The sequence below is a fragment of the Roseovarius nitratireducens genome, from assembly GCF_002925845.1.
Classification (GTDB): Bacteria; Pseudomonadota; Alphaproteobacteria; order Rhodobacterales; family Rhodobacteraceae; genus Roseovarius; species Roseovarius nitratireducens.
The window spans coordinates 18329-42470 of the sequence record NZ_PDNI01000005.1; the positions used below are offsets into that span (position 1 = coordinate 18329).

At 65.3% G+C, this 24142-nt stretch carries 22 protein-coding genes and 1 tRNA gene; 6 read left to right on the plus strand and 17 right to left on the minus strand.

From position 1 onward, the window contains the following. The first annotated feature begins 7 nt into the window (after positions 1-7). Both CRJ03_RS20025 and CRJ03_RS20030 read left to right on the plus strand, forming a co-directional pair. On the plus strand, positions 8-166 hold the full coding sequence (locus CRJ03_RS20025; protein WP_206018258.1) for a hypothetical protein: 159 nt from the start codon (positions 8-10) through the stop codon (positions 164-166). Next, positions 163-642: a hypothetical protein gene (locus CRJ03_RS20030; protein ID WP_206018260.1), complete on the plus strand. Its 480-nt coding sequence runs from the start codon at positions 163-165 to the stop codon at positions 640-642. The genes CRJ03_RS20025 and CRJ03_RS20030 overlap by 4 nt, the downstream gene beginning before the upstream one ends. Positions 643-695: 53 nt before the next feature. Here the strand turns inward: CRJ03_RS20030 and CRJ03_RS00205 are convergent. The 14 genes from CRJ03_RS00205 to CRJ03_RS00270 all read right to left on the minus strand — a co-directional run bounded on the left by CRJ03_RS00205 (position 696) and on the right by CRJ03_RS00270 (position 16447). Further along, positions 696-772: transfer RNA gene (locus CRJ03_RS00205), tRNA-Arg, on the minus strand. Between the two features lie 48 nt (positions 773-820). Further along, the gene (locus tag CRJ03_RS00210) at positions 821-2041 is read right to left on the minus strand and encodes a cysteine desulfurase (RefSeq protein ID WP_104016912.1); all 1221 of its coding nucleotides are present in this window, start codon (positions 2039-2041) and stop codon (positions 821-823) included. A 1-nt stretch (position 2042) separates the two neighbouring features. Next, entirely contained in the window at positions 2043-2639 is a 597-nt protein-coding gene (locus CRJ03_RS00215) for a YIP1 family protein (RefSeq protein ID WP_206018262.1), read from the minus strand. Next, positions 2639-3121, minus strand: coding sequence for a YIP1 family protein (locus CRJ03_RS00220; RefSeq protein ID WP_104016914.1), 483 nt, complete (start codon positions 3119-3121; stop codon positions 2639-2641). Before CRJ03_RS00220 ends, CRJ03_RS00215 begins: the two co-directional genes overlap by 1 nt. Beyond that, entirely contained in the window at positions 3121-4407 is a 1287-nt protein-coding gene (gene sufD / locus CRJ03_RS00225; protein ID WP_104016962.1) for a Fe-S cluster assembly protein SufD, read from the minus strand. Before sufD ends, CRJ03_RS00220 begins: the two co-directional genes overlap by 1 nt. 2 nt (positions 4408-4409) lie before the next feature. Continuing rightward, positions 4410-5165 (minus strand): Fe-S cluster assembly ATPase SufC, encoded by a 756-nt coding sequence (sufC, locus tag CRJ03_RS00230; RefSeq protein WP_104016915.1) that lies wholly within the window; start codon positions 5163-5165, stop codon positions 4410-4412. A gap of 29 nt (positions 5166-5194) precedes the next feature. Continuing rightward, positions 5195-5797, minus strand: coding sequence for a hypothetical protein (locus CRJ03_RS00235; protein ID WP_104016916.1), 603 nt, complete (start codon positions 5795-5797; stop codon positions 5195-5197). 15 nt (positions 5798-5812) lie between these two features. Beyond that, the gene (gene sufB / locus CRJ03_RS00240; RefSeq protein WP_104016917.1) at positions 5813-7336 is read right to left on the minus strand and encodes a Fe-S cluster assembly protein SufB; all 1524 of its coding nucleotides are present in this window, start codon (positions 7334-7336) and stop codon (positions 5813-5815) included. A gap of 19 nt (positions 7337-7355) precedes the next feature. Beyond that, complete coding sequence (locus CRJ03_RS00245; RefSeq protein WP_104016918.1) at positions 7356-8399, minus strand: cysteine desulfurase family protein; 1044 nt, start codon at positions 8397-8399, stop codon at positions 7356-7358. A 59-nt stretch (positions 8400-8458) separates the two neighbouring features. After that, a complete protein-coding gene (gene lpdA, locus CRJ03_RS00250) occupies positions 8459-9853 on the minus strand; it encodes a dihydrolipoyl dehydrogenase (RefSeq protein ID WP_104016919.1) in 1395 nt (464 codons plus the stop codon). Positions 9854-9967: 114 nt separating this feature from the next. Then, positions 9968-10546: a DUF924 family protein gene (locus CRJ03_RS00255; protein WP_104016920.1), complete on the minus strand. Its 579-nt coding sequence runs from the start codon at positions 10544-10546 to the stop codon at positions 9968-9970. Positions 10547-10639: 93 nt separating this feature from the next. Continuing rightward, the gene (locus tag CRJ03_RS00260; RefSeq protein WP_104016921.1) at positions 10640-11905 is read right to left on the minus strand and encodes an MFS transporter; all 1266 of its coding nucleotides are present in this window, start codon (positions 11903-11905) and stop codon (positions 10640-10642) included. Between the two features lie 67 nt (positions 11906-11972). After that, entirely contained in the window at positions 11973-13052 is a 1080-nt protein-coding gene (queA, locus tag CRJ03_RS00265; RefSeq protein ID WP_104016922.1) for a tRNA preQ1(34) S-adenosylmethionine ribosyltransferase-isomerase QueA, read from the minus strand. After that, positions 13049-16447, minus strand: coding sequence for a YhdP family protein (locus tag CRJ03_RS00270; RefSeq protein WP_240611503.1), 3399 nt, complete (start codon positions 16445-16447; stop codon positions 13049-13051). Before CRJ03_RS00270 ends, queA begins: the two co-directional genes overlap by 4 nt. 111 nt (positions 16448-16558) lie before the next feature. Here CRJ03_RS00270 and CRJ03_RS00275 point away from each other — a divergent pair, with 111 nt between their 5' ends. The 4 genes from CRJ03_RS00275 to CRJ03_RS00290 all read left to right on the plus strand — a co-directional run bounded on the left by CRJ03_RS00275 (position 16559) and on the right by CRJ03_RS00290 (position 19885). Then, on the plus strand, positions 16559-17020 hold the full coding sequence (locus CRJ03_RS00275) for a peroxiredoxin (protein WP_104016923.1): 462 nt from the start codon (positions 16559-16561) through the stop codon (positions 17018-17020). A gap of 20 nt (positions 17021-17040) precedes the next feature. Beyond that, positions 17041-17844, plus strand: a complete 804-nt coding sequence (locus tag CRJ03_RS00280; RefSeq protein ID WP_104016924.1) for a ferritin-like domain-containing protein — start codon at positions 17041-17043, stop codon at positions 17842-17844. Positions 17845-17988: 144 nt separating this feature from the next. Continuing rightward, positions 17989-19308 carry a M23 family metallopeptidase gene (locus tag CRJ03_RS00285; RefSeq protein WP_206018264.1) on the plus strand — a complete coding sequence of 440 codons (1320 nt, stop codon included), beginning with the start codon at positions 17989-17991 and terminating at the stop codon, positions 19306-19308. Next, the gene (locus CRJ03_RS00290; RefSeq protein ID WP_104016925.1) at positions 19298-19885 is read left to right on the plus strand and encodes a bactofilin family protein; all 588 of its coding nucleotides are present in this window, start codon (positions 19298-19300) and stop codon (positions 19883-19885) included. The genes CRJ03_RS00285 and CRJ03_RS00290 overlap by 11 nt, the downstream gene beginning before the upstream one ends. A gap of 76 nt (positions 19886-19961) precedes the next feature. Here CRJ03_RS00290 and CRJ03_RS00295 read toward each other — a convergent pair whose 3' ends face one another. The 3 genes from CRJ03_RS00295 to CRJ03_RS00305 all read right to left on the minus strand — a co-directional run bounded on the left by CRJ03_RS00295 (position 19962) and on the right by CRJ03_RS00305 (position 24098). Beyond that, on the minus strand, positions 19962-20546 hold the full coding sequence (locus CRJ03_RS00295) for an HNH endonuclease (protein WP_104016926.1): 585 nt from the start codon (positions 20544-20546) through the stop codon (positions 19962-19964). 158 nt (positions 20547-20704) lie between these two features. Then, positions 20705-22525, minus strand: a complete 1821-nt coding sequence (locus CRJ03_RS00300; protein ID WP_104016927.1) for an ABCB family ABC transporter ATP-binding protein/permease — start codon at positions 22523-22525, stop codon at positions 20705-20707. A gap of 70 nt (positions 22526-22595) precedes the next feature. Next, the gene (locus CRJ03_RS00305) at positions 22596-24098 is read right to left on the minus strand and encodes a LysM peptidoglycan-binding domain-containing protein (protein WP_165375194.1); all 1503 of its coding nucleotides are present in this window, start codon (positions 24096-24098) and stop codon (positions 22596-22598) included. Positions 24099-24142: the final 44 nt, after the last annotated feature.

Genomic DNA, 24142 nt, shown 5'->3' on the forward strand with positions numbered 1-24142 from the left:
CGGCCTGATGGCGCATTTCGAGCTGCGCGTGAAGATCGGCAATGCTGGCGGCGTCCTCGTCAGCCCGTCCATCGAGTTCGGCGAAGATTCCGACCGCAGCTCGAGGAAAACTTGCTGGCTTCGGTCTCACAGCACCAGCGCCAGAAGAACGGTGAGCAAACCGTGAACCGTATGCGGGCACGGGTTCAGAACGGCTATTGGGTTTTTCAGGCACCTGTGGGCTACCGCTATGAGCGCGTAAGCGGTCAAGGCAAGGTACTGGTGCGCGATGCGTGGGATATTCGCCTTGCTCAGGCGTATGAGGCCTCCAAAGGCCTGAAGGCGAACGTCAAGCAACTGGAAATGCAGATCGATCAGCTCCTTGATCGCATCGTGGATGCGAGCAACGGCTCTGTGGTGTCGGCCTACGAGAAGCGTATCGCCAAGCTGGAGCGGGAAAAAGTTCTGGCTGAAGAACAGCTCGCCCAAAGCGGAAAGCCTCGACATACCTTCGAGGAGTCGTTCGAACACGCAATGCGATTCCTATCAAGCCTTTGGAAAAGGCTGGATAAATTCCAACTTAGACCTGAAGAAAACAGTCCTGAGACTGGCCTTTGTAGAGTCTTTGCCCTATTGCCGGAATTAGGGACTTCGAACACCTAATTTAGCCTTACCATTCAAGGCTTTAGGTGATTTTTGCAGCAGCAAATGTGAGATGGCGCACCCAGTAGGATTCGAACCTACGACCTTCGCCTTCGGAGGGCGACACTCTATCCAGCTGAGCTATGGGTGCACGCGGGGCAACCTATAGCCGCCCGTGCCCGGTGCCGCAATCGCAAATTCAGCCGAAAAGCTCGTGGGCAAGCTCCAGCGCTTCAATCAGCACATCCACCTCGGCGCGGGTGTTGTACATGGCAAACGAGGCCCGGCAGGTGGCGGTCAGCCCGAGATGATCCATCAGCGGCCCGGCGCAATGGTGGCCCGCGCGCACAGCGACGCCCTTCTTGTCGAGGATGGTCGAGATGTCGTGCGCATGCGCCGCGCCGTTCATCGTGAAGGAAAAGATCGCCGCCTTGCAGTCCGCCGTCCCCTGAAGTCCGAGCCAGTTAAGCCCGGATAAACGCTCCATCGCGTAGGCGGCGATGTCAGCCTCGTGGGTGGCGATCGCATCCATGCCGACACTCATCATGTACTCGAGCGCCACGCCCAAACCGATGGTTTGTACGATACCGGGCGTGCCGGCCTCGAATTTCATCGGCGGATCGTTGTAGATCACTTCGTCCTTGCTGACCTCGCGGATCATGTCGCCGCCGCCCATGAAGGGGCGCATCTCGGCCAGCCGCTCGCGCTTCACGAAGATCGCGCCGGAGCCCGAGGGGCCATAGAGCTTGTGCCCGGTGATGGCGTAGAAATCGCAGCCCAAATCGTCGAGGTTCACCGGCATGTGCACCGCCGATTGCGAGCCGTCGATGAGCACCGGCACACCCTTGGCATGGGCCGCGTCGCAGATGGATTTCACATCAACAACGGTTCCCAAAACGTTGGAAAGATGGGTGATCGCTACAAGTTTGGTTTTCGGCCCGATGGCGTCGATCACCTTTTGCGGATCGAGCGCCCCGCGCGAATCCACATCCACCCACTTCAATGCGACGCCCTGCCGCTCGCGCAAGAAATGCCACGGCACGATATTGGCGTGATGCTCCATGACCGACAGGACGATCTCGTCGCCCGCCTCCATCCGCGGCATGGCCCAGCCGTAGGCGACCATGTTGATGCCCTCGGTGGTGCCCGAGTTGAGCACGATCTGCCGCTCGTCCGCAACGCCGAGGAAGCGCGCCACGATGCCGCGCACGGCTTCGTACTTCTCGGTGGCGAGGTTGCTGAGGTAATGCAGACCGCGGTGAACGTTGGCGTATTCTTGGGAATAGGCCCGGGTGACCGCGTCGATCACCGCCTGCGGCTTCTGCGCGCTGGCTCCGTTGTCGAGATAGACCAGCGGCTTGCCGTTCACCTCGCGCGAGAGGATCGGAAAATCCGCGCGGATTTTCTCAACGTCATACATCTCAAATCCCCCCCGCGACGCGCACGCCCGCCAGGCTGAAAAGAAGGCTCAGGCCGAAGACCAGCGCCACGAACCCGATGATGAGCACGCCGGCGGCGCGCCACAGGCTGTCGAATCCGTGCGCCTCAGCCACGAAGGCCAGCAGGATGTAAAGGCCCCAGACCGCCGCCACGATCACCACGACCCCCGCGAGTGTGGGCATCACCATCGCCAGCACCACGAGCACCACCTGAAGCAGCAGGCGCAAGGCCTGCATCCAACTCAGCAGCACCAGCATCTCGCCCATCCTGCCTGTCCCTCCCAGCGCGCGCCCGGCCTGGGTAAACGCGAGCGCGGTCAGCGCCAGCGCCGCAAAGAGCGTCACGGCAAAGATGAGTGGCGCCCCGAAGGCCGGACCCATCATGTCCATCATCGCCGGGTCGCTCGGCGGGCTCAGGCGGATCGACAACGAATAGACCAGCGTGTTGAGCACCGCCATCAACCCGAGCACTAGCCAGCCCTCGCGTGCGGGCAGCCCCAGAGACAGGATGCGCCCTGCCGCTTCGCGCGGCTCGAACAATGTCTGCCGCACCAGCGACCAGAACGCCTCGCCTGTCATCATCCGCTCCATTCCGCCTCTCGCAGCCCGGATATCCAGAACCAAAGGAAAACACCACACCAGATAAGTCCGACGCCCTGCAACCCCGGCCCAGGCCCGACAAACCCGGCGACCAACCCGTGCAACAGGATGAGCGGGCTCGCAGCAAGAAACGCCCAGAAGAGCGCCAATCGTGCACCATAGGCCGTGCCGCGCCCGCCAATGAGCCGCGCTGCCCCATGACTGAGCAGCGCCAGCGCATATAGCAGCAGCGGCGCGATGAACACCCAGGCCAGCAGAGCCCCGCCCAAGAGCGGGTTTAGCTCTTGCTCGGTCAGATGCGCTTCGCGCGCCAGCCGCGGCCATTGCGCAACGAACACCAACACGCAGGCCGCGATCAGCATGACCAGTGCGCGATCCTCGCGGGGCCCCATTTCGAGCAGGCGCCGCACCACCCGGCGCGGCCCCCGGTACGTGGCGATGATGTCGCGCGTGACCGGCATCAGCCGCGCCGCCGCTCCAGCCAGCCCGAGAGCCGGGTTGTGACCTCGTCGCGCAGGCTCTCCTCGGCGATCTCCTCCACCGCCTCGGCAAGGAACGAGAGCACCAGAAGGTCGGTGGCAATCGGCCTGGGGATACCGCGCGAGCGCAGGTAATACAGCGCGTCCTCGTCGATCGCGCCAGAGGTCGAGCCGTGCGAGCACGCCACGTCATCGGCGTAAATCTCCAGTTCCGGCTTGGCCAGGAACTGGCTGTCACCGTCGAGCAGGAGTGACTGGCTAATCTGGTAACCGTCGGTCTTCTGCGCGCCGGGCTTAACGAGGATCTTGCCCTGAAACACACCGGTGGCGCCGTTGCGTAGCACCTTCTTGAATACCTGCCGGCTTTCGCAGCGCTCGGCGTCGTGGGTGACGAAAACCGTGTCGTCCTGGTGGAAATCGCCGTCCCCCATCGCCGCGCCCGCGACATGGGCGCTGGCGTCGTCGCCGGTGAGATTGATCACACATTCGTTGCGCGTCATCACGCCGTTGGCGGTCATGGTAAAGGACTTGAACGCACTCTCGCGGCCCAGCCGGGCAAAGACATGGGTAGCCGCACGGCGCTCGTGGTCGCGCCCTTGCACGCGCACGTGGTGAAAGCGCGCCTCATCGGCCACGTCCACCTCCATCACATTGTTGAAGCGCGCCGCCGCTGGGCCGTTCTCCAGCACGGTCAGCTCGGCACCCGCGTCGAGCTTGACCACGTGGTGGAGGAGCGCGTCGGAGGTCTCTGACCTGTGGTGATAGACGAGGTTGATCGGCTTGGACGCCTTGCCGGTGACATGGATCAGCACCCCGTCCTCGGCCAGCGCGGTGTTGAGCGCCGCCAGCGGGCGCGGCACAGGGGTTTGCCCACCCGCCTCGAGCGTGCCGTAGAGATCGCGCGCCCAGTGCAGGTCCTGCCCCGCCACATCGGCCAGTCGCTCGATGCGAACCCCCGCGAGTTCAGGATCGTCGCTCGCCTCCGGATCAAACACCCCGTCCACGAAGACAAGGCGCAGCCGGTCCATATCACCAAACATCTCGGGCTCGTCGCCGTCCTCGAACAGCGCCGCGCGCGGTGCCTCGGCCAGCGTCAGGCTGTCGGGGCGGGTGAATTTCCAGTATTCGTCCCGGCGCTGCGGCAGCCCGGTCGCGCGCAGGCGCGCCAGCGCCTCCTCGCGGGCCGCCGTGATCCATGCGCCCCCCTCGGGCAGGCGCATCGCGTCGATCTGCATCGTCGTGTCTGTCTTTGCCTGCGGTGCTGCCACCATCACGCCACCTCCGCCTTGAGATCGGCATAGCCGTTCTTCTCGACCTCGAGCGCGAGTTCCGGTCCACCGGATTTGATGATGCGTCCCTCCGACATGATGTGAACAACGTCGGGCACGATATGATCGAGCAGGCGCTGGTAGTGGGTGATGACGAGGAAGCCGCGGCCCGCATCGCGCAGCGAATTCACCCCGTTCGCCACCAGCTTCATCGCATCCACGTCGAGGCCCGAATCGGTCTCGTCGAGAATACACATGCGCGGCTCCAGTACGGCCATCTGAAGGATTTCATTGCGCTTCTTCTCTCCGCCGGAGAAGCCCACGTTGACCGGGCGCTTGAGCATGTCGGCATCGATCTCGAGCGCCTTGGCCTTCTCGCGCACCAGCTTGAGGAAATCTGAGGCGCTGATCTCGTCCTGCCCGCGCGCCTTGCGCTGCGCGTTCACGGCGGTGCGCAGGAAGGTCATATTGCCCACACCGGGAATTTCCACCGGATATTGGAAGGCGAGAAACAGGCCGGCCGCGGCGCGCTCTTCGGTCTCCATGTCCAGCAGGTCCTGCCCGTCGAGCGTGGCCGACCCTTCGGTCACGGTGTAGCCGTCGCGCCCCGAGAGCACGTAGCTCAAGGTAGATTTTCCCGACCCGTTCGGCCCCATGATCGCGTGGACCTTACCGGCCTCAACGGTCAGGTCGACGCCCTTGAGGATGGTCTTATCTTCTTCTTCAAGATCGACGTGCAAGTTCTTGATTTCCAGCATGATTTTTCCTTTCAACATCGCTCGCGGCGTTACGGCCGCAGCATCATCCCGATCGCGTCGCTCAGACGCTCCAGCGGCAGCGTCATCGGCACCACCTCAAATTCGGCCATCCGCCCGATCACCTGGTGCGGAGAGCCGATATAGGCCTCGATCCGGTGGTAATGGCGGCGCGGCGCGTAGTCATCGAACAGAAGCCGCAGCGGCTTCTTCGTGTGGAGTGCAGTTGCCAGCGCGCAGCCGGTGCGGAACCGCCCGTCCACCAGCACCACGTCGGGGGCGACGTCACCGCGCTCCCACGGTCCCAGCGAATAGCCCGGATAGCGCAGGTAACCACCCTTGCCCTGCGGGTGTCCCCAATCGCGGGTCGGACCGATGTCGGCCCAGATCACCTCGACTTCGGTGCCCTGCACGGGCGGGTTGGCGGCAAGCCAGTCCCGCATCATCCCGGCCCACGCCGCATCGCTCTCGACCGACCAGACGCGTTTACCCGGCATCTCGGAGGCCATCACCGTCGAGCCGCCCGAGCCGTATTCGAGGATGGCTCCAGCCTGCTCATAAGCCGCGCGCAGGTGCGCCGCTTCGGCCTCGGGCAGGGTCAGGTCCGGCCGCGATATGGTTTCGGTGTCCGTCATCGCTGCACGCAGGCGCTAGCCCACCGACCCCTCGAGCGAAATCGCCACAAGCTGCTGCGCCTCCATGGCGAATTCCATCGGCAGCGCCTGAAGCACCTCGCGACAGAATCCGTTGACGACGAGCGCCACCGCCTCTTCCTCGTCCATGCCGCGTTGCCGGCAGTAGAAGAGCTGGTCGTCATCCACCTTGGATGTCGTGGCCTCGTGTTCGACGCGGCTCGAGTTGTTCTTGACCTCGATATACGGCACCGTGTGCGCCCCGCAGGTATCGCCGATGAGCAGGCTGTCGCACTGCGTGTAATTGCGGCTGTTCTTTGCCTTGGGGTGCATCGACACCAGCCCGCGATAGGTGTTCTGCGCGTGGCCCGCGCTGATCCCCTTGGAGACGATTCGCGAACGCGTGTTCTTGCCCAGGTGGATCATCTTGGTGCCGGTATCGGCCTGTTGCCAGTTGTTGGCAATGGCGATGGAGTAGAACTCGCCCTGGCTGTCGTTGCCACGCAGGATGCAGGAGGGATATTTCCACGTCACCGCCGAGCCGGTCTCGACCTGCGTCCACATCACCTTGGACCGGTCGCCACGGCAATCGGCACGCTTGGTGACAAAGTTGTAGATGCCGCCCTTGCCGTTCTCGTCGCCCGGATACCAGTTCTGCACCGTGGAATATTTTACCTCGGCATCTTCCTCGGCGATGATCTCGACCACCGCGGCGTGAAGCTGGCTCTCGTCGCGCTGCGGCGCCGTGCAGCCTTCGAGATAGCTCACGAAAGAGCCCTTGTCGGCGATGATGAGCGTGCGCTCGAATTGGCCGGTATTCTCGGCATTGATGCGGAAATAGGTGCTCAATTCCATCGGGCAGCGCACACCCGGCGGTACGTAGACGAACGACCCATCGGAGAACACCGCGCTGTTCAGCGTGGCGTAGAAGTTGTCCGAGACCGGCACGACCGAGCCGAGGTATTTCTTCACCAGTTCGGGATGCTCCTTGATCGCCTCGGAAATCGAGCAGAAGATCACACCAGCCCTTTTCAATTCCGCTTGGAATGTCGTGCCGACGCTCACACTGTCAAAGACCGCATCCACGGCCACCTTGCGCGCCTCTGCGGGGGCCTCATCGGCACCCTCGACACCGGCGAGGATCATCTGTTCCTTGAGCGGGATACCCAGCTTTTCGTAGGTCGCCAGCAGCTTGGGGTCGACGTCGTCCAGCGATTTGGGCTTGACCGCCATAGATTTCGGTCGCGCGTAGTAATACTGCTTCTGAAAATCGATCTTGGGATAATCGACCATCGCCCAGGTGGGCTCTTTCTTCTCCAGCCAGCGGCGATAGGCGGCGAGCCGCCATTCGGTCATCCATTCCGGCTCTTCATTCTTGGACGAGATCAGGCGCACGATGTCCTCATTGAGACCCATCGGGGCATAGTCCATCTCGATATCGGTGTTCCAGCCATACTTGTAGGCCCCGCCGACCTGCCGCACGGTATCGACCGTCTCCCGATCGACGCCGTCCTTGACCTGTCTGTCGTCCAAAGCCGCCATTGCCGTTCTCTCCTGTCGCTCAGGCCAAGCGGGCCCGATGTCTGTTCCACAGCCTTGCCCAGACCTCGGCAAGACGCATGATATCGTCCGTCGTCGTCTCCGGCCCGAGAGACACGCGCAGCGCCGAGTTTGCCGCCGCTGCATCAACGCCCATCGCCTGCAAGGCGCCACTTGCCCGGACCTTGCCGCTCGAACAGGCACTGCCCGACGATACGGCGAACCCCGCGAGATCAAGCGCCATCACCTGCGTTTCACCCTTCCAGCCCGGCGTGACCAGGCAGCTTGTGTTGGGCAGGCGAGGTCCGTCTTTCCCCACGAAAATAGTCTCCTTTGAAATCTCTGCAATAGTTGATTCTAGAATGTTTCTAAGTTTTTCGACCTCGGACCAGCCCCCGTCGGCCAGATCACGCGCAGCGGCCTCTGCCGCTGCCCCGAATCCGGCGATGCCAGGGACGTTCTCGGTGCCCGCACGGCGGCCCATCTCCTGCCCGCCGCCGCGAAGTTGCGCGGCCACCTCGCAGCCCGACCGAACCACCAGCGCGCCCACGCCCTTGGGTCCGCCCAGCTTGTGCGCGGAAACGAGCGCCATGTCCACGCCCGTCCAGTTAAACGCCACCGGCAGCTTGCCGAATGCCTGGGTCATGTCGCTCACGGCCAGCCCCTTGGGCAGCGTCTGGATCACGCCAGTCTCGGAATTGGCGAGTTGCAGAACCGAGCGCGCTGGGTCGCTCACCGTCACGCGGCCACCCGCATCCACCGGCAGATCTGCGGTGATCCAGGCGCGCACCGCGTCGTGCTCCACCGCCGCGCCCGACAGGTGCCGGCCCGCGCACGCAAGCGCCGCCGCCTCGGTCGCACCGGAGGTGAATATCACCTCTGCCCCATCGGCCCCGAGCGCGGCGGCGATCTGCGCACGCGCCTGCTCGACCAGCGCCTTGGCGGCGCGCCCCTCCGCATGGACCGAGGACGGGTTACCCACCACGTCCATTGCAGCGATCATCGCCTCGCGCGCCTCGGCACGCAGTGGCGCGGTCGCGTTGTAATCGAGATAGACGCGCGTCATTCTTCCCCCGTCCGGCGGCCACGACCGACGGGCCTGTCGGCACCCTCCGCGACCGTGGCTCAGATATGGATCACCCGCCCGTAGGCGTCCAGCACCGATTCGTGCATCATTTCCGAAAGCGTGGGATGCGGGAAGACGGTGTTCATCAGCTCTTCCTCGGTGGTCTCGAGCGTGCGGCCCACGATATAGCCCTGGATGAGTTCCGTCACCTCCGCGCCCACCATGTGCGCGCCCAGAAGCTCGCCGGTGCTCGCGTCGAACACGGTCTTTACCATGCCTTCGGCCTCGCCCAGCGCAATGGCCTTGCCGTTGCCGATGAAGGGAAAGCGGCCCACCTTGATCTTGTAGCCCTTCTCCTTGGCCTGCGCCTCGGTGAGGCCCACGCTGGCAATCTGCGGGTGGCAATAGGTGCAGCCGGCGATGCTGTCAGGATCGACCGCGTGCGGCTTGCCGCCCGCGATCAGCTCGGCCACCATCACGCCCTCGTGGCTGGCCTTGTGTGCGAGCCACGGCGCGCCCGCGATATCGCCGATTGCATAAACCCCGTCGACGCCGGTGCGGCAATGCGGGTCGGTCACCACGTGCGTTTTCTCGACCTTCACGCCCAGGTCTTCAAGTCCCAGCCCTTCTGTATTGCCGACAATTCCCACGGCAGAGATCACCGTGTCGAACTCGTGCTTTTCTACCTTGCCGCCGGTCTCAATATGGGCGGTGACCTTGCCCTTGCCACGGTCGAGCTGCTTGACTGCAGCCTTTTCCATGATCTTCATCTTTTGCTTGGTGAACGCCTTCTTGGCGAAGGCGGAAATCTCTGCATCCTCAACGGGCAGGATGCGGTCCATCACCTCGACCACGGTCGTCTCGGCCCCAAGCGTGTTGTAAAAACTCGCGAATTCGATCCCGATCGCGCCCGATCCAATGACCAGCAGCTTTTTCGGCATGCGCGGCGGCACCAGTGCGTGCTTGTAGGTCCACACCAGATCGCCATCGGCCTCCAGCCCCGGCAGCTCGCGCGCCCGCGCACCGGTGGCGATCACGATGTTCTTCGCCTTCAGCTCCTCGGTGCCCTTGTCGGTCTTGACGCTGACACGGCCCTTGGCGGGCAGGCTCGCCTCGCCCATGTAGGCGGTCACCTTGTTCTTCTTGAGCAGGTGGCCAACCCCGGAATTCAGCTGCTTGGCGACCGCGCGAGACCGCTTCACCACCGCGTCGAGATCATAGCCGATACCCTCGGCGCTCAGCCCGAATTCCTTGGCGCGGTGCATGAGGTGAAACACCTCCGACGAACGAAGCATCGCCTTGGTGGGGATGCAGCCCCAGTTGAGGCAGATGCCACCCATGTGCTCGCGCTCGACAATGGCCACCTTCAAGCCAAGCTGCGCGCCCCGGATGGCGGCCACGTAGCCCCCAGGCCCCGCGCCAATCACGATCATGTCAAAGCTGTCAGACGCCATGTGGCCCTCCCTCGCCGGAAACTAGTTTGGTGTTAAACTATTTCCCACGAGACCTCAACGCAGGGAAAGGCACACCCCGCGAAAAGCAGGGCTGCCCACCGCGCAGGGCCGAAATCACGCCGCCTCTGTCACCTCTCGGACCAGCACACCATACCCGCCCTCGGCCTCGAAGGTGCGTTCCGGAGCGGTCGATGCCCGGCCTAGCGCCGCGTTGCGATAGGGGAATCGGCCAAAGCGGCGGATCACCTCGCGATGCGCGCGGGCATGAAGCAGGTTGTCGGGGCCATACACCGGCATGCGCTCGCAGATCAGGCGCACGCAGCGCTCCTGGTCGCAGAGATTCTCGGAATGCATCAACGGCAGATAGAAAAACTGCCGCGCCGGCTCGTCTATCCGGACATCCCAGCCGCGGTTGATCGCCACCTTGGCCGCCGTCAGCCCCGCACGGTCGGTAGCAAAGGCCCGCCTCTCGCCGCGGAACATGTTGCGCGGGAACTGGTCGGTGAGGATCACGTAGGCAAGCGTGCCGCTTGGATAGGTGAGCCACAGGCCGTACGCCCCCGCACGGGCATTCTCCCACGCGCTTGAAAAACGCTCGCACACCTGCGCGTCCAGCGCCTCCGAATTCTGATACCAGCCTTTCGGACCCACCTCGTCCAGCCAGAACCGCAACACCTCGTCGGGCGACACCATTGGGACTCTCCTCGATTTCCCGTCATGTAACTGTCACGTTAACCCCTGATTTCGGTAATATTACAGTAACATATTGCTTCAAAAAGGACATATTCAATCCGGTTTTCCGGGCTCCTCGCCCTCCTGCGCGGTTTCGATGGCGACTTCCTGCGCAAATTCCACCGCCATCGGCGAGGCCGATGGCGCAACCGCCATATAGCTGTCGGTCTGCGCGGGTGCCGGGGCGGCGCGCTGCGTCATCCGGTAGGCCGCGTAGGCGGCAATCGACAGCGCCAGCACCGCGATCACCACAAAGAATCCGCGCGGCCCGATCACCCCCATCAGCCAGCCGGTGACCAGCGGGCCGGTCACTGCGCCCAGCCCATTGATGAACACCATCCCACCGGCGGCCGCAGCCATGTCGTCATGCTCGAGAAAATCGTTGGTATAGGCGATGAGCAGCGAATAGAGCGGGTTCGACATGCCCCCGATGACGAAAGCCGTCACCAGAAGCGGCACAAAGACCGCGCCTAGCACGATACCGATCACCGCCCCGACCCCCATCAGCACGGCCGCCCCGCAGATTAGCACGCGGCGGTCCATTCGGTCCGACAGCCAGCCGATAGGATATTGCAGCACCAAGGAGCCCACGAAAAAGGTCGAGACGAAGATCGAGATCTGCACCACGCTCAGTCCCGCCTCGGCACCGTAGACCGGCGCCATGCCGAACTGCGCCGAGAACACGCCGCCGAGCAGAAACATGCCGACACAGCCGAGCGGCGAAATCGTCATGATCCGGCGCAGCGACAGCGGCTTTGTGGTATCAAATGCGGGGGTGGGGCTAACCGATAAAAGGATCGGCGCAAAGGCCAGCGACACCAGCACCGACGGGACGACAAAAAGCACATAGCCCGACGGATCGCCCAGCACCAGAAGGCCCTGCGCAGCGACGATGCCTACCATCTGCACGATCATGTAAAGCGACAGCGCCTTGCCTCGGGTCTGATTGGTGGCCGAGTTGTTGAGCCAGCTTTCCGCGGTCACGTAGACGCCGGAGAAGCAAAAGCCGATCACGACGCGCCCGACCGACCACGCCCAGGGGTCGGCGAAGGTGGGGTAGAGGATCAGCACCGCGGAAATCATCGACCCGAGCGCGGCGAAGACCCGCACATGTCCCACCCGGCGGATCATCTCGGGGGCCATGCGCGAGCCGAACAGGAAGCCCGCGAAATAGGCCGACATGACCACCGACATCTGCGTGGTGGAAAACCCCTCGAGCGCACCGCGCACGCCGAGCAGCGTGCCCTGCATGCCATTGCCCACCTGCAAGAGCATCATACCCAGAAGCAGTGCCCATGCGCTCGAAAACACTTGCAGCATGTCGTTTCTCCATGATCCGGGGCGACCGTCGCAGGACGGGTCGGCACGCGTCTAGGCCGTTTGCGACTCAGCGGGTCGCTGCCTCCTGTCCGTTGTCAGGCCCGGGCGGTGGGATCAACAGGGATGCATCGCCGTAGGAAAAGAATCGGTACCGCGCGGCGACGGCATGGGCATAGATTGCGGCGATCCGCTCGCGGCCCATCAGCGCGCTGACCAGCATCATCAGCGTCGATTTCGGCAGGTGGAAATTGGTCATCAGCGCATCGGTCGCACGGAACGCGAAGCCGGGATAGATGAAGATGTCGGTCTCTCCCTGCCACGGTGCCACCTCGCCGGTGTCGCGCGCCGCCGTCTCGATCAGGCGAAGCGCGGTGGTGCCCACCGGGATGATCCGTCCTCCCGCCGCACGGGTGGCGGCAATCTCGGCGGCGACCTGCTCGCTCACCTCGCCCCATTCGGCGTGCATGCGATGGGTGGTGATGTCATCGACCTTTACCGGCAGGAAGGTGCCCGCCCCCACATGCAGCGTCACATGGGAAAACGTCACTCCCCGCGCGGCCAGGTCGACCAGCACCACCTCGTCGAAATGCAGGCTCGCTGTCGGGGCCGCCACGGCACCGGGGCGGCGCGCCCAGACGGTCTGGTAATCTTCGCGGTCGCGGTCGTCGGCGGGCCGCCGCGCGGCGATGTAGGGCGGCAGCGGCATAGCACCTGCGGCATCAAGCGCAGCGTCGAAATCCTCGCCCGCGAGGTTGAAGCGCAGCCGCGCCTGCCCCTCGCCGCGCCCCTCGAGCACAGCCGAGAGCCCGGAGGCAAAGGTGATCTCCTCGCCCTCGCGCAGCTTTCTCAGCGGCTTGACCAGCGCGCTCCACGTGCCGTCGGCTTGCGGCTCCAGCAACGTGACCTCGATCCGCGCGCCCGCGCCGCCCGCGCGATGACGCCGTCCCGCGAGCCGAGCGGGAATTACCCGCGTATCATTGAGTACCAGCCGGTCGCCCGCGCGCAGCCACGTTCCGAGATCGGTGACCCGGGAATCGTGGATCGCGTCGCCCTCGGCCACCAGAAGCCGCGCCGCGCGTCGCGGGCGCGCTGGCCGCGTGGCGATAAGATCCTCGGGCAGGGCAAAATCGAATTCATCGAGCTTCATGGGTCCTGTCTCTGGTAGGCCGGCGGCTTCTCGTTGGATGGGTCCCCGTCCGATGGCGTCGGCGGTTCTCCGTCCATCCGCGGGGTCGGCCTGCGGAACATCTCACGCAAAAATCCTGGCGTCAGCGCCGAGAGCGGGTTGACAGAAACCGCCGGGTCTTCGGAGGCACCGCGAAGCGTGAAGTTGAACCCGATAAGCCCTTCTCCAGGCCGGGTAAAGGCCCCACCGATGGCGTTGAGCAGATAGACCGGCGACAGCACGCCCTGCATGTCCATTCGCTTGGTGGCGAGGTTGTAATAGCCGTCCATCGATATCCCCACCGACGCACCGACCGCGCTACCCTGCGTAACGATCAGTCGATCTGGCGTCAGGCGAAACCGCGCGTTAACGGACGTGAAGTGCAGCCCTTGTCCGTAGAACTGCTCGATCAACCCGACAATGCTGATGGTGTTAAGCAGCGCCGCCAGCGCCGGGGCCCGCTTGACGCGCAACTGCTCGATGGCGAGCACGCCGTCATAGCTGCCGGGGCCGCCTGCGGGTGTTAGCCTGAGGTCGAGCACGCCGTTGCGGGCATCCTCGAGAATGCCCGCCGCCGCGAGCAGCCCTCCCGCGTCGCCCGAGCGAATGCGAAAGGCGCTGCGCCCAGCGCTCGTCGGGATCACGTCGCCCTCGACCGGCGTGCGCCCATTCACCCGCGCGGTAAAGCTGCCGCGCGCACCGCCGTGCGTCTCCAGCGTGGCCGAAAACCCGGTGAGCGCAATACCGTCGGAGATACGCAATTCGTCCAGTTGCAGATTGACCGGCCCGCCGTCACCGCCATCACCCGCGCCGAGCGCGCCATGTCGCAGATCGACGGTGCCTGCGGTCACCTCCACCCGCGGTGACTGTCCCACCCCGCGCCCGACGAGCGTGGCCGCCACGTCGAGCCAATCGTCTACTTCCACGCGAGTGAACCGCGCCCGCGCGAGGCTGCCATTCGGAGACAGCCGCACCTCGCCGCGCGCCCGGAGCCCGCCCGCCTCGAGCGCCAGCGTGTCGATCTGCGGCGGCGTGCCCAGCGTGCCCGCAACATCGAGCTGTCCTGTGGCCTGGCGGCTCAGCGCCCAGTCGAGCGGCGCGATCCGCAGGCCGACCCCCATCAGATCGGAGGTGAGTGCGAACTCCGCCGGCGCGTCGCGCGCCAGAGCGATATCGACAGTTGCTCGCCCCTCGCCCGTCAGGCTGCCCTCGGGCAGCGTGATCCCGAACTCGTCGAGGAACCGCTGCGATAGTTCGATCTCGCCGCGCACGCGGCTCGCCCCGCCGGTGTCGGGCCCCAAAGGCAAGGTCCAGGTCCCCGCGACCGGCACGCTCCCGATTCGCGCCTCCCCCGCGATGGCGAGCGCCTCATTATCGGCCTCGACCGAGAGACCGCTCGCCGCCAAGACGCGCCCCTTGACCAATGTCTCGCTGCGCATGTCGGTAATCTCGCCGGTCACCGCAAAGGCCACCTCCTCGGGGGTGAGTTTCTGCTTGAGGATAAAATCGAGCCGCCCCGTGAGGTCCGCGCGGCCATCGGCCAGCGTTACCGGGCGCCCGGCTTTTTGAAGGAATCGGAAGGGCGGCGAATCAAGCAGCGACAGTGCCGCCGTGATCGTGCCGCGCGCCCGCAGATGCGCCTCGGCGGGACCCTTCTTGATGCGAACATCGGGGATGATGAAACTGGTGCCGGAAATATCCACCCGTCCGCCCTGCGCCGCTGTCACGTGGCCCGACTCGGCATGGATGGTGAAACGATTGTCCCGAATCGAGGCGTGGCCTGAGGTCGCCTCGATCGGTGGCACCTCACGGACATAGACGGTCGAGAGGTCGGAGAACCCGAACCCGAGAAACAGATCCGGCGCGCGCCCCGGCTCCGCGCGCAGGCCAAACTGAACGTCGTGCAACACAATGCCGAGCACATTCTCGTCGATCCATGTGCGCGTCTTGGGCTTGATCGTGACGGGCCACAACTCCAGCAGGCGTTCGGGCGCGATGGTCTCCATCCGCCCCGAGACATCGACCGACCAGCCATCCGCCTGCCCTCGCGCCACCCCCGACAGGCGCAGCACCTCGCCCCGGTCCCGCAGCCGGAAATCGCCGACGGTGAGTGCGAACGGTTCAAGCTCGAGCCGCAGATCCGCGCCTGCCCCCTCGAATACTACCGGATCGGGGTAGAGCCCCGCGGGGTTGGCCGCGATCTCTCCGATGCGCACCTGCGCCTCAAGCGCGGCGGGCCAACCGCTCTCCATGCCCAGAAGCCGCGCGCGCCCCTCGGCGCGGGCGGTGCCCCAATCGCTTTCCACCGATATCTCGGAAAAATCGATCTGCCGGCGCTTCGGATCGTAGGTGAAATAGCTGCGCGCAGACCGGAACGGAATCGGCACCGTGGCCGCGTTGGGGCGCAACGCGCCTGCCCCGATCTGAAGCGTGGCGCTGAGCGGGCCCAGCCGTCCCTCTTGGTCAATCGTTGCGCGCAGTGCCCCCGAGATCGGGGCCTGCACCGCCCCGAGCCATGCAAGCGCAGGCGACTGCCCGGCCAGTTCCCCGGCCGGGACATCCTCGAACCGGATGCCGAATTCCGCGACCGCGGACTCCAGGTTGCCGGTATAGTTCACCTCCAGACTGCTTGCGTATTCACGCGCGCCAAGCACGGTGATGTTGCCACGCAAGGTGATCCGGTCACCCTGGCGTTTCAACGTCGCCTGCCCGCCATCGGCCGACCAGGCCCGACCGCTGCGCGCGTCTTCGTAGCGCACGCTGATGTTGTCGGCCTCTACCTGCCTCAGCCGCGCCAACGCGGGCCGCGCCAGCATCTTGTCGATCTGTTCGGAAAAGCGGCCCTCGCGCGCAGGGTGGCGACCGCGCCCGTCACTGGCCTCGAACGCCACCGACAGGGCACCATCCGCCCGCCGCCTCAGAATGAGTCGCCCGCCGTCGAGCCGCACGCGCGACAACGACACGTCGCCCGACAAGAGCGCCGTCCGCGACAGCGACACGTCGAGCGCCCCGAGATCGACGAGCCGCACGCCTTGGGCATCGAAGAGCGTGACCCCCTTCAGCACCACCTGCGGAACCATCCCGCCGTCAAGCCCCAGCGTGAGCGTCTCGAAACTCAACCGGTGCTCCGGCAACGCCGCGCCAATCCGCTGCTCGACCCGCTCGCGCATCCAGCCCGGCGCGGTGACACCCGCCGCCAGCACTGCGACCACCCCAACGCTGACGATCAGCACGACCGCCACGCATCCAAGGCACAATTGCCCGAAATGGTGCAGCAGGCCGCGCCGCGGCGGCACGCGCGCGCGCGCCCCATCCGGCACCTCCCCGGATACCCGCTGGTCGCTCTGTTGCGTCTCTGGCTCGCTCATGCGTGTCATGCCGCGCCACCTTTGGCGCCCGGCTCTGCCTCGTGGCTTTATTCTTGCCCGTCCCGATCTAATATGCGTTCGGCAAGGAGTCATCACAAGCCGCATCACGAAGGAGCGCCCATGCCCGACATCTCCGATATCGCCCCCGATTTTACCCTGCCGCGCGACGGCGGCGAAAGCGTCACGCTCTCGGCGCTGCGCCCCGTCGCGGTTGTGCTGTTCTTTTATCCGCGCGACGACACCTCCGGCTGCACCAAGGAGGCGGTGGCGTTTTCCGGTCTGCTCTCCGAGTTCGAGGCTGCGGGCGCGACGGTGCTGGGCATTTCCAAAGACAGCGCTGCCAGTCACGAGAAATTCCGCGACAAGCACGCGCTCACGGTGCCGCTCCTGTCGGATGCCGAGGCGGAGGTGTGCGAAGCCTACGGCGTGTGGAAGGAAAAGAACATGTACGGCAAGAAGTTCATGGGGATCGAGCGGTCTACCTTTCTGATCGACGGGGCGGGCCACATCGCGCGCGAATGGCGCAAGGTCAAGGTGCCCGGTCATGCCGAGGAGGTGCTCGAGGCGGTGCGCGCGCTGTGACCGACCGACCACTCGTAGAGATGGCCGTCGAGGTGCTGACTACCGCCGACGGTCGAGCCAAGGCGGCGCTGTCGCGGCTGCACGCGGCGACGTGGCAGGCGGCCCGAACCGAGGGACGCATGCCTCCCGTGGGGCGCGCCACGCCGCCCGCGCGCCCCGCCCGCCCCGATCGGCCCGAGTTGCTCGATCCCCGCGACGTCCCGCGCCGCCGTCCCGGCAGCCAGCAAGGCCGGATCGCCATGTTGCACGCGGTGGCGCATATCGAACTGAACGCTGTCGACCTGCACTGGGATATCGTCGCACGCTTTGCCGATACGCCGATGCCAGCCGGCTTCTACGACGACTGGGTGAAATCAGCGGACGAGGAGTCCAAGCATTTCAACCTGATATGCGACTGCCTCGAGGAAATGGGCAGCCATTATGGTGCCCTGCCCGCCCATGCCGGGATGTGGCGCGCGGCCGAGGACACCGCCGATGATCTGATGGGGCGACTCGCCGTGGTGCCGATGGTTCTCGAGGCGCGCGGGCTCGACGTGACGCCGGGCATGATCGACATTTTTGCCCGCGCGGGCGAGACACGCGCCGTCGAGGCGATGGAGGTGATTTACGCCGAGGAGGTGCACCACGTCTCCTACGGCTCGAAATGGTTCCATTTCCTATGCGGGCGTCACGACCTAGACCCGAAGGACGTGTTTCACGACCTTGTGCGCCGCTATTTCCACGGTGCCCTCAAGCCGCCCTTCAACGAGGAGAAGCGCGCCGAGGCCGGGCTGCCGCCGGATTTCTACTGGCCACTCGCCGAGCGGCCAACAACTCAGGATTGAGCGAACCGGGGTGTAATCGGCAAGTTTCCGCCCAATGAGCGGGAAACCTCCGCCGAATCCGGGGCTTGTGGTCAAATTTCTTGCCCACCTCGCCGCCTCTGTCTAAGCACACGTGCAGACAGGGACAGAAGAAAGACCGCAACATTGATACCAACGCTGGCGATCCGACTGCACGAGCTTCTCGAACGTCATTTTCCCGAACGCCGGGTGTTTCTGCGATCCGACACCGACACGCGCTTCATCCGGCTACGCCCCGGCACGCAGATCATCGCCGCTGTCGGCACCTGTGCGATCGTGGCCTGGACGATCATCGCGACCGCTGTTCTGGTGATGGACTCGATTGGCGCGGGCAATTTCCGCGAGCAGGCGAAGCGCGAATTGCAGACCTACGAGGCGCGGCTCAACGCGCTGGCCGAAGAGCGCGACCGCCGGGCACAGGAGGCACTGGCAGCGCAGGAGCGGTTCAGTTCGGCGCTGGCGCAGATATCGGCGATGCAGTCGGAACTTCTCGCCTCCGAGACGCGCCGACGCGAGCTCGAAACCGGGCTCGAGATGGTCCAGGGCACCCTGCGCCGCGCCATGTCCGCGCGCGAAAATGCGCAGCACAAGGTTGCGCGCCTCACCTCGCAAATCCAGGCCGGGAAGGCCGAGAACCCCGACGCCGCAACCAGCCCAGCGGACGATCCCACGGTTGAGGTGCTGACCACCGCGCTCGCCGATGCGGCGCGTGAGCGCGACAAGACCCTCGCCGAGGCCGAGGACGCTCAGCGCGACGCCGAGGAGATGGCCTTCGAGTTGCGCCTCGTGAACGAGCGCAATTCCGAGATATTCAGCCGCCTCGAGGACGCGATGACCATCTCGGTCGAGCCGCTGGAAACGATGTTTCGCAAGGCCGGTCTCGATCCGGATACGTTGATCGACACGGTAAGACGGGGCTATTCCGGGCAGGGTGGCCCGCTCACCCCGATCTCGCTCTCTACGCGCGGCACCGCCCCCTCACCGGAGGCCACGCGCGCCAACCGCATCCTGACACGGCTCGATGAGCTGAACCTCTATCGCCTCGCCGCCGGCAAGGTTCCGCTGGCGATTCCGGTCAAGGGCGCGTTCCGCTACACCTCAGGATTCGGCATGCGGTGGGGGCGGTTGCACGCGGGCACTGATTTCGCCGGAGCGCATGGCACGCCCATCAACGCCACCGCCGACGGCGTTGTGACCCATGCAGGATGGCTGTCGGGCTACGGGCAGCTCGTCAAGATCAAGCACGCTTTCGGCATCGAAACGCGTTATGCGCACATGTCCAGAATCCGGGTACGCGAGGGCCAAAGGGTCTCGCGCGGGGATCGGATCGGTGATATGGGCAACACTGGACGTTCCACCGGCACCCACCTACACTACGAGGTTCGGGTGGATGGCAAGGCGATCAACCCCATGACCTATATCAAGGCTGCGAGAGATGTTTTCTAAGAGCAAGATCAACGAACCCGCACAAAAGCCCGCCGAGACCAAGCCGGCCACGACGGACACGCGGACCGAAAGTCCCCGCGTCGATACCGGCGGCGAACAGCGAAGCACGTCGCCCAAGGCCAAGCCGCCGGCGTCGGTGCTGTCGTCGGACCTGCACGTGGTCGGCAACCTGCGCACAACCGGCGACATCCAGGTCGAGGGCACCATCGAGGGCGATATCCGCGCGCACCTGCTGACCGTCGGCGAAGGTGCCACCGTCAAGGGCGAGGTGATCGCCGATGACGTGGTGGTAAACGGGCGTATCGTGGGCCGCGTGCGCGGCCTCAAGGTGCGGCTCACCTCATCCGCGCGGGTCGAGGGCGACATCATTCACAAGACCATCGCCATCGAATCGGGTGCGCATTTCGAGGGATCGGTGCAGCGACAGGACGATCCGCTCTCGGGCAACAAGCCCGGCGCCAAGGGCGGCGCACAGGCGGCCCCAGCCCAGCACCAGCAGGGTGGGACGCAACAGGCGGCTGCACAGCAAGGCGGCGCGCAACCTGCTGCCAAGCCCGCGGACGCCAAGCAGAGCTGATCCCGCAACCGACGCAACGCAGAAAAAGGCGCCCTGCCCCGGCAGCGGCGCCTTTGTTGTGTGCGATGGTCGTGCCTCACGCCTCCAGCTCGGCATCCCAGTACAGGAAGTCGATCCAGCTCTCGTGCAAATGGTTGGGCGGGAACTTGCGGCCCATGTTGCGCAACTCCTCCGCCCCGGGGGGACGCGGCGGGCGGCGCAGGCTCATCCCAACCTGCCGCAGGCTGCGCGCGCCCTTGCGCAGGTTGCACGGAGAACAGGCGGCCACGACATTCTCCCAGCTTGTGCGCCCGCCGCGGGCGCGCGGCACCACGTGGTCGAAGGTCAGGTTGTCCTTTGTGCCACAATACTGACAGCGGAATTCGTCCCTCAGAAAAAGATTGAAGCGCGTGAAGGCCACGCGCTTCTGAGGTTTCACATAGTCTCGCAACACGATTACCGAAGGTATGCGTATCTCGGTACTCGGACTGCGCACCCAGTGATCGTATTGCGCGACAATATCCACCCGGTCGGACCAGACCGCCTTGATCGCCTCCTGCCAGGTCCAGAGCGACAGAGGATAGTAGGAGAGTGGTCGGTAATCGGCATTGAGCACCAGCGCCGGAAACTGCCGCAGTCCAGCCGGCTCTCTCACGAACTCGCTTCTGAAATCACCGTCCATCGCGTTCACAGCCCCTGTGGCGCCCTCTCTTGCGGCGGGCGGGACATGCACCCACCCTCTAAACTACTATATATCGCGGCGACCACCTGACAAGCCTTAGATATTGGGCCACATCTAGCGATTCCATAGCCGCGGAAGGTAACCGCCATGTGACACGCTCAGGCCGCAACACCTGGATCCTGCTCTGACTGCCGCCGCCACAGCGCTGCATAGCGACCACCGCGCGCCAGCAGGTCGGCATGGCTGCCCTGCTCGGCCACGCGACCGTCCTCCAGCACCACGATCCGATCGGCGCCCGCTACCGTCGAGAGACGGTGCGCGATCATGATGACAGTGCGCCCCTCCGCAGCGCGGGCAAGCGCGTCCTGGATGTCGCGTTCTGTCCCGGTGTCGAGCGCACTGGTCGCCTCGTCGAGCAGCAGAATCGGCGGGTTCTTCAAGAGCGTGCGCGCGATTCCCACGCGCTGTTTCTCGCCACCCGAAAGCTTTAGCCCCCGCTCGCCGACCTGCGTGGCATAGCCCTCGGGAAGCCCGGCGATAAACTCGTGGATCTGGGCCGCCCGCGCCACTTCCTCGATCTCGGCCTGGGTCACGTCGTCGCGACCATATCCGATGTTGTAGCCGATCGTGTCGTTGAACAGCACCGTGTCCTGCGGCACCACGCCGATGGCCGTGTGCAGGCTTTCGAGGGTGACATCGCGGATGTCCTGCCCGTCGATCGTGATGCGCCCGTCCTGAACATCGTAGAATCGGAACAACAGCCGCCCGATAGTCGACTTGCCCGATCCCGACGGTCCCACCACCGCGACCATCTGGCCAGCGGGCACATCCAGCGTCACGCCCTTGAGGATGGGGTTGCCCGGATCGTAGCCAAAGCGCACATCCTCTAGCCGCACATTCGCGCCCGCTACGGCGAGCGGTCGCGCGCCCGCTCGCTCGCGCACGTCGGGCGGTTGATCAAGCAGGTCAAACATCTCGCCCATGTCCACCAGCGCCTGCCGGATCTCTCGATAGACCGTGCCGAGGAAATTGAGCGGCATGGTGATCTGGATCATGTAGGCGTTGACCATGACAAAATCGCCCACGGTCATCGTGCCCGCCTGTACGCCCGTGGCCGCCATCACCATAACCGCCACCAGACCGCCGGTGATGAGGAATGACTGCCCAAAATTGAGGAACGAGAGCGAATAGGCGGTCATGAGCGCCGCGCGCTCGTAGCCCGCCATCGCCCGGTCGTAACGCGCCGCCTCCAGCCCCTCGGCCCCGAAATACTTGACCGTTTCGTAATTGAGCAGGCTGTCGATGGCCTTCTGGTTGGCGTCGGTGTCCTGGTCGTTCATCTCGCGGCGCAGCTTCACGCGCCACTCGGTCACCTTGAAGGTAAAGGCGACATAGGCCGCGATCACCCCGGCCACCACCACCAGGTACCAGATGTCGAAGGCCAGCCACAGGATCACCCCCACCATCAGCAGTTCGAGGATCAGCGGCGCGATGGAGAACAGCAGGAAGCGCAGCAGGAAATCGACGCCCTTCACCCCGCGCTCTATGATCCGGCTCAGCCCACCGGTGCGCCGCGTCAGGTGATAGCTGAGCGAAAGCGCGTGGATATGGCGGAAGGTCTCGAGCGCAAGCTTGCGCAGCGCCCGCTGACCCACCTTGGCAAAGGCCGCGTCGCGCGCCTGCTGGAACCCCACGTTCATCAGCCGCGCCATGCCATAGGCCACGGTCAGCCCAATGGCCCCCGCCCCCAGCGCCCAAGCCGGACCTGGCCCCTCGCCCGCCAGCGCATCCACCGCCACCTTGTAGAACACCGGCGTCGTCACCGCGACCAGCTTGGCCACCAGCAAGAGCAGCAGCGCCAACACCACCCGGCGGCGCACCCACGGCTCTTCCGCGCTCCACAGGTAGGGGGCGACCCGGCGGATGATCCGCCAGCCACCACTCTCGGGCGCGTGGCGTTCGGGGGAGGAGTCGGTCATCGGTGGCTCGTGTCCTTGCTGCCGGACCCCACAGATAGCGGCGACACCCACCGATGACCAGAGCGCGGCGCTACTGCGGCAGCTCGAACACCTGCCCGGGATAGATCAGGTCGGGATCGCGGATGCGGTCGCGGTTGGCCTCGAACACGCGCACGTAGAGGATACCCTCGCCATAGGCCTCGCGAGAGATCGCCCAGAGGGTCGAGCCGGGCTGCACCGTGACCACCGACATGCGCGGCGGCTCGGGCGTGCCGTCCCCGTCCTTGTCGTCGTCCTGCGCCGCGAGCGTGGCCACGTCCTCGCGCTTGAACGGCGTCTCGATCCTCGAGGTCACCTTGCCCCCGGCATCGACCTCGTCAACGCGCAGCGTGTAGATACCGGCATCCACCTCTGGCAGCGAGCTGCGCCAGGCACCGCTCTCGTCCACCGGCGCGCTGGTGACGGCGCGGTTGTCAACGTAGATGCGTACCCGCGCGTCGAGCGCGCTGGCCCTTCCGGAAAGCTTCACCTCGCCCGTGTCGGAATAGCTGATCGAATCGAGGGCCACCGAAGACATCACCTCCGGCCCCTGCTCGGAGGGGGCCTGCAACACGCGCACACCCTCGGTATCCGACAGCACCACCGTGGGTGGCGCGGGCGTCTCGGCGGGCGGTTCGGCCTGCGCGACCGTACCATCGCCCGCGCCCGGCTGCAAAGCGTCTGCGGTGGGCGGAGCCACGGGCGCGGCGGGCTCTTCCTTGCCCACTTCTGGGGCCGGATCGCGCGTTTCGGTCGCAGTCTGGGTTACCTCGGTGGCGGACACGGTCGTTTCCGCCCCTGCGATCTCCGCCGTTTCCGCATTCGCAATCGCTTCCGTCTCCGGTTGCGCCTCCACCGTCTCGGGTACCTGATCTTCGCCAATTTCGGGCGCGCCCCTGGTCGTCACCCCCTCCTGCGCTGCGGGTGAGGGCGGCGTCGCGGTGTCGGCCTGTGCCACCGCCTCCGGTCGCGGTGCCGGGGGCGGCGACGGCGCGATCAGGATCTCGTCAGGCGCGCGGATCACGCGCCCGTCGTCGAGCAGCAATTCCAACCCCAGCACCCGCACGGTATCGCTCAGCGGCAGGTCGAGAAACGCCACGAACTTGCCCGACCGGTCTGACAGGGCCGTGCCGAGGCGGACATTATCCACTGTGATCGCCACCTTGCCGCCCGGAATCGCGCGCCCCGCGATGAGCATCTGCCCATCCGGGTCAAGGCGAAAGGTGTCAAGCGCGGGCGGTTGCGGGGTCTCCGTCTCCGGCTCGGCCTCAGGGTTCGCGCCTCCGTCCGCCTTGGCGGCTGGTGCCACGGGATCCTGTTGCGCTGTCTCGCTGGCTTCGACCGACTCGCCCGCGTCCTGCGCGTCTGTCGTGGGTTTTGCGACGGGTTCGGGCGACAGCTCGGTGGCAGGTTCTGCCGCCTGCTCCGGCTCGGGCGTGGATAGCGACAGGCCACCATCCGCAAAGAAATAGGTGCCGACGGACACCGCCGCGACAACCGCAGCCGCCCCGAGCCCAATCACGGGACCCGCACCCAATCCGGCGATTTTGCTCATCTTTCCCGACATCCCCAACCAGGGCACCATGCCCGGTTGTCGGA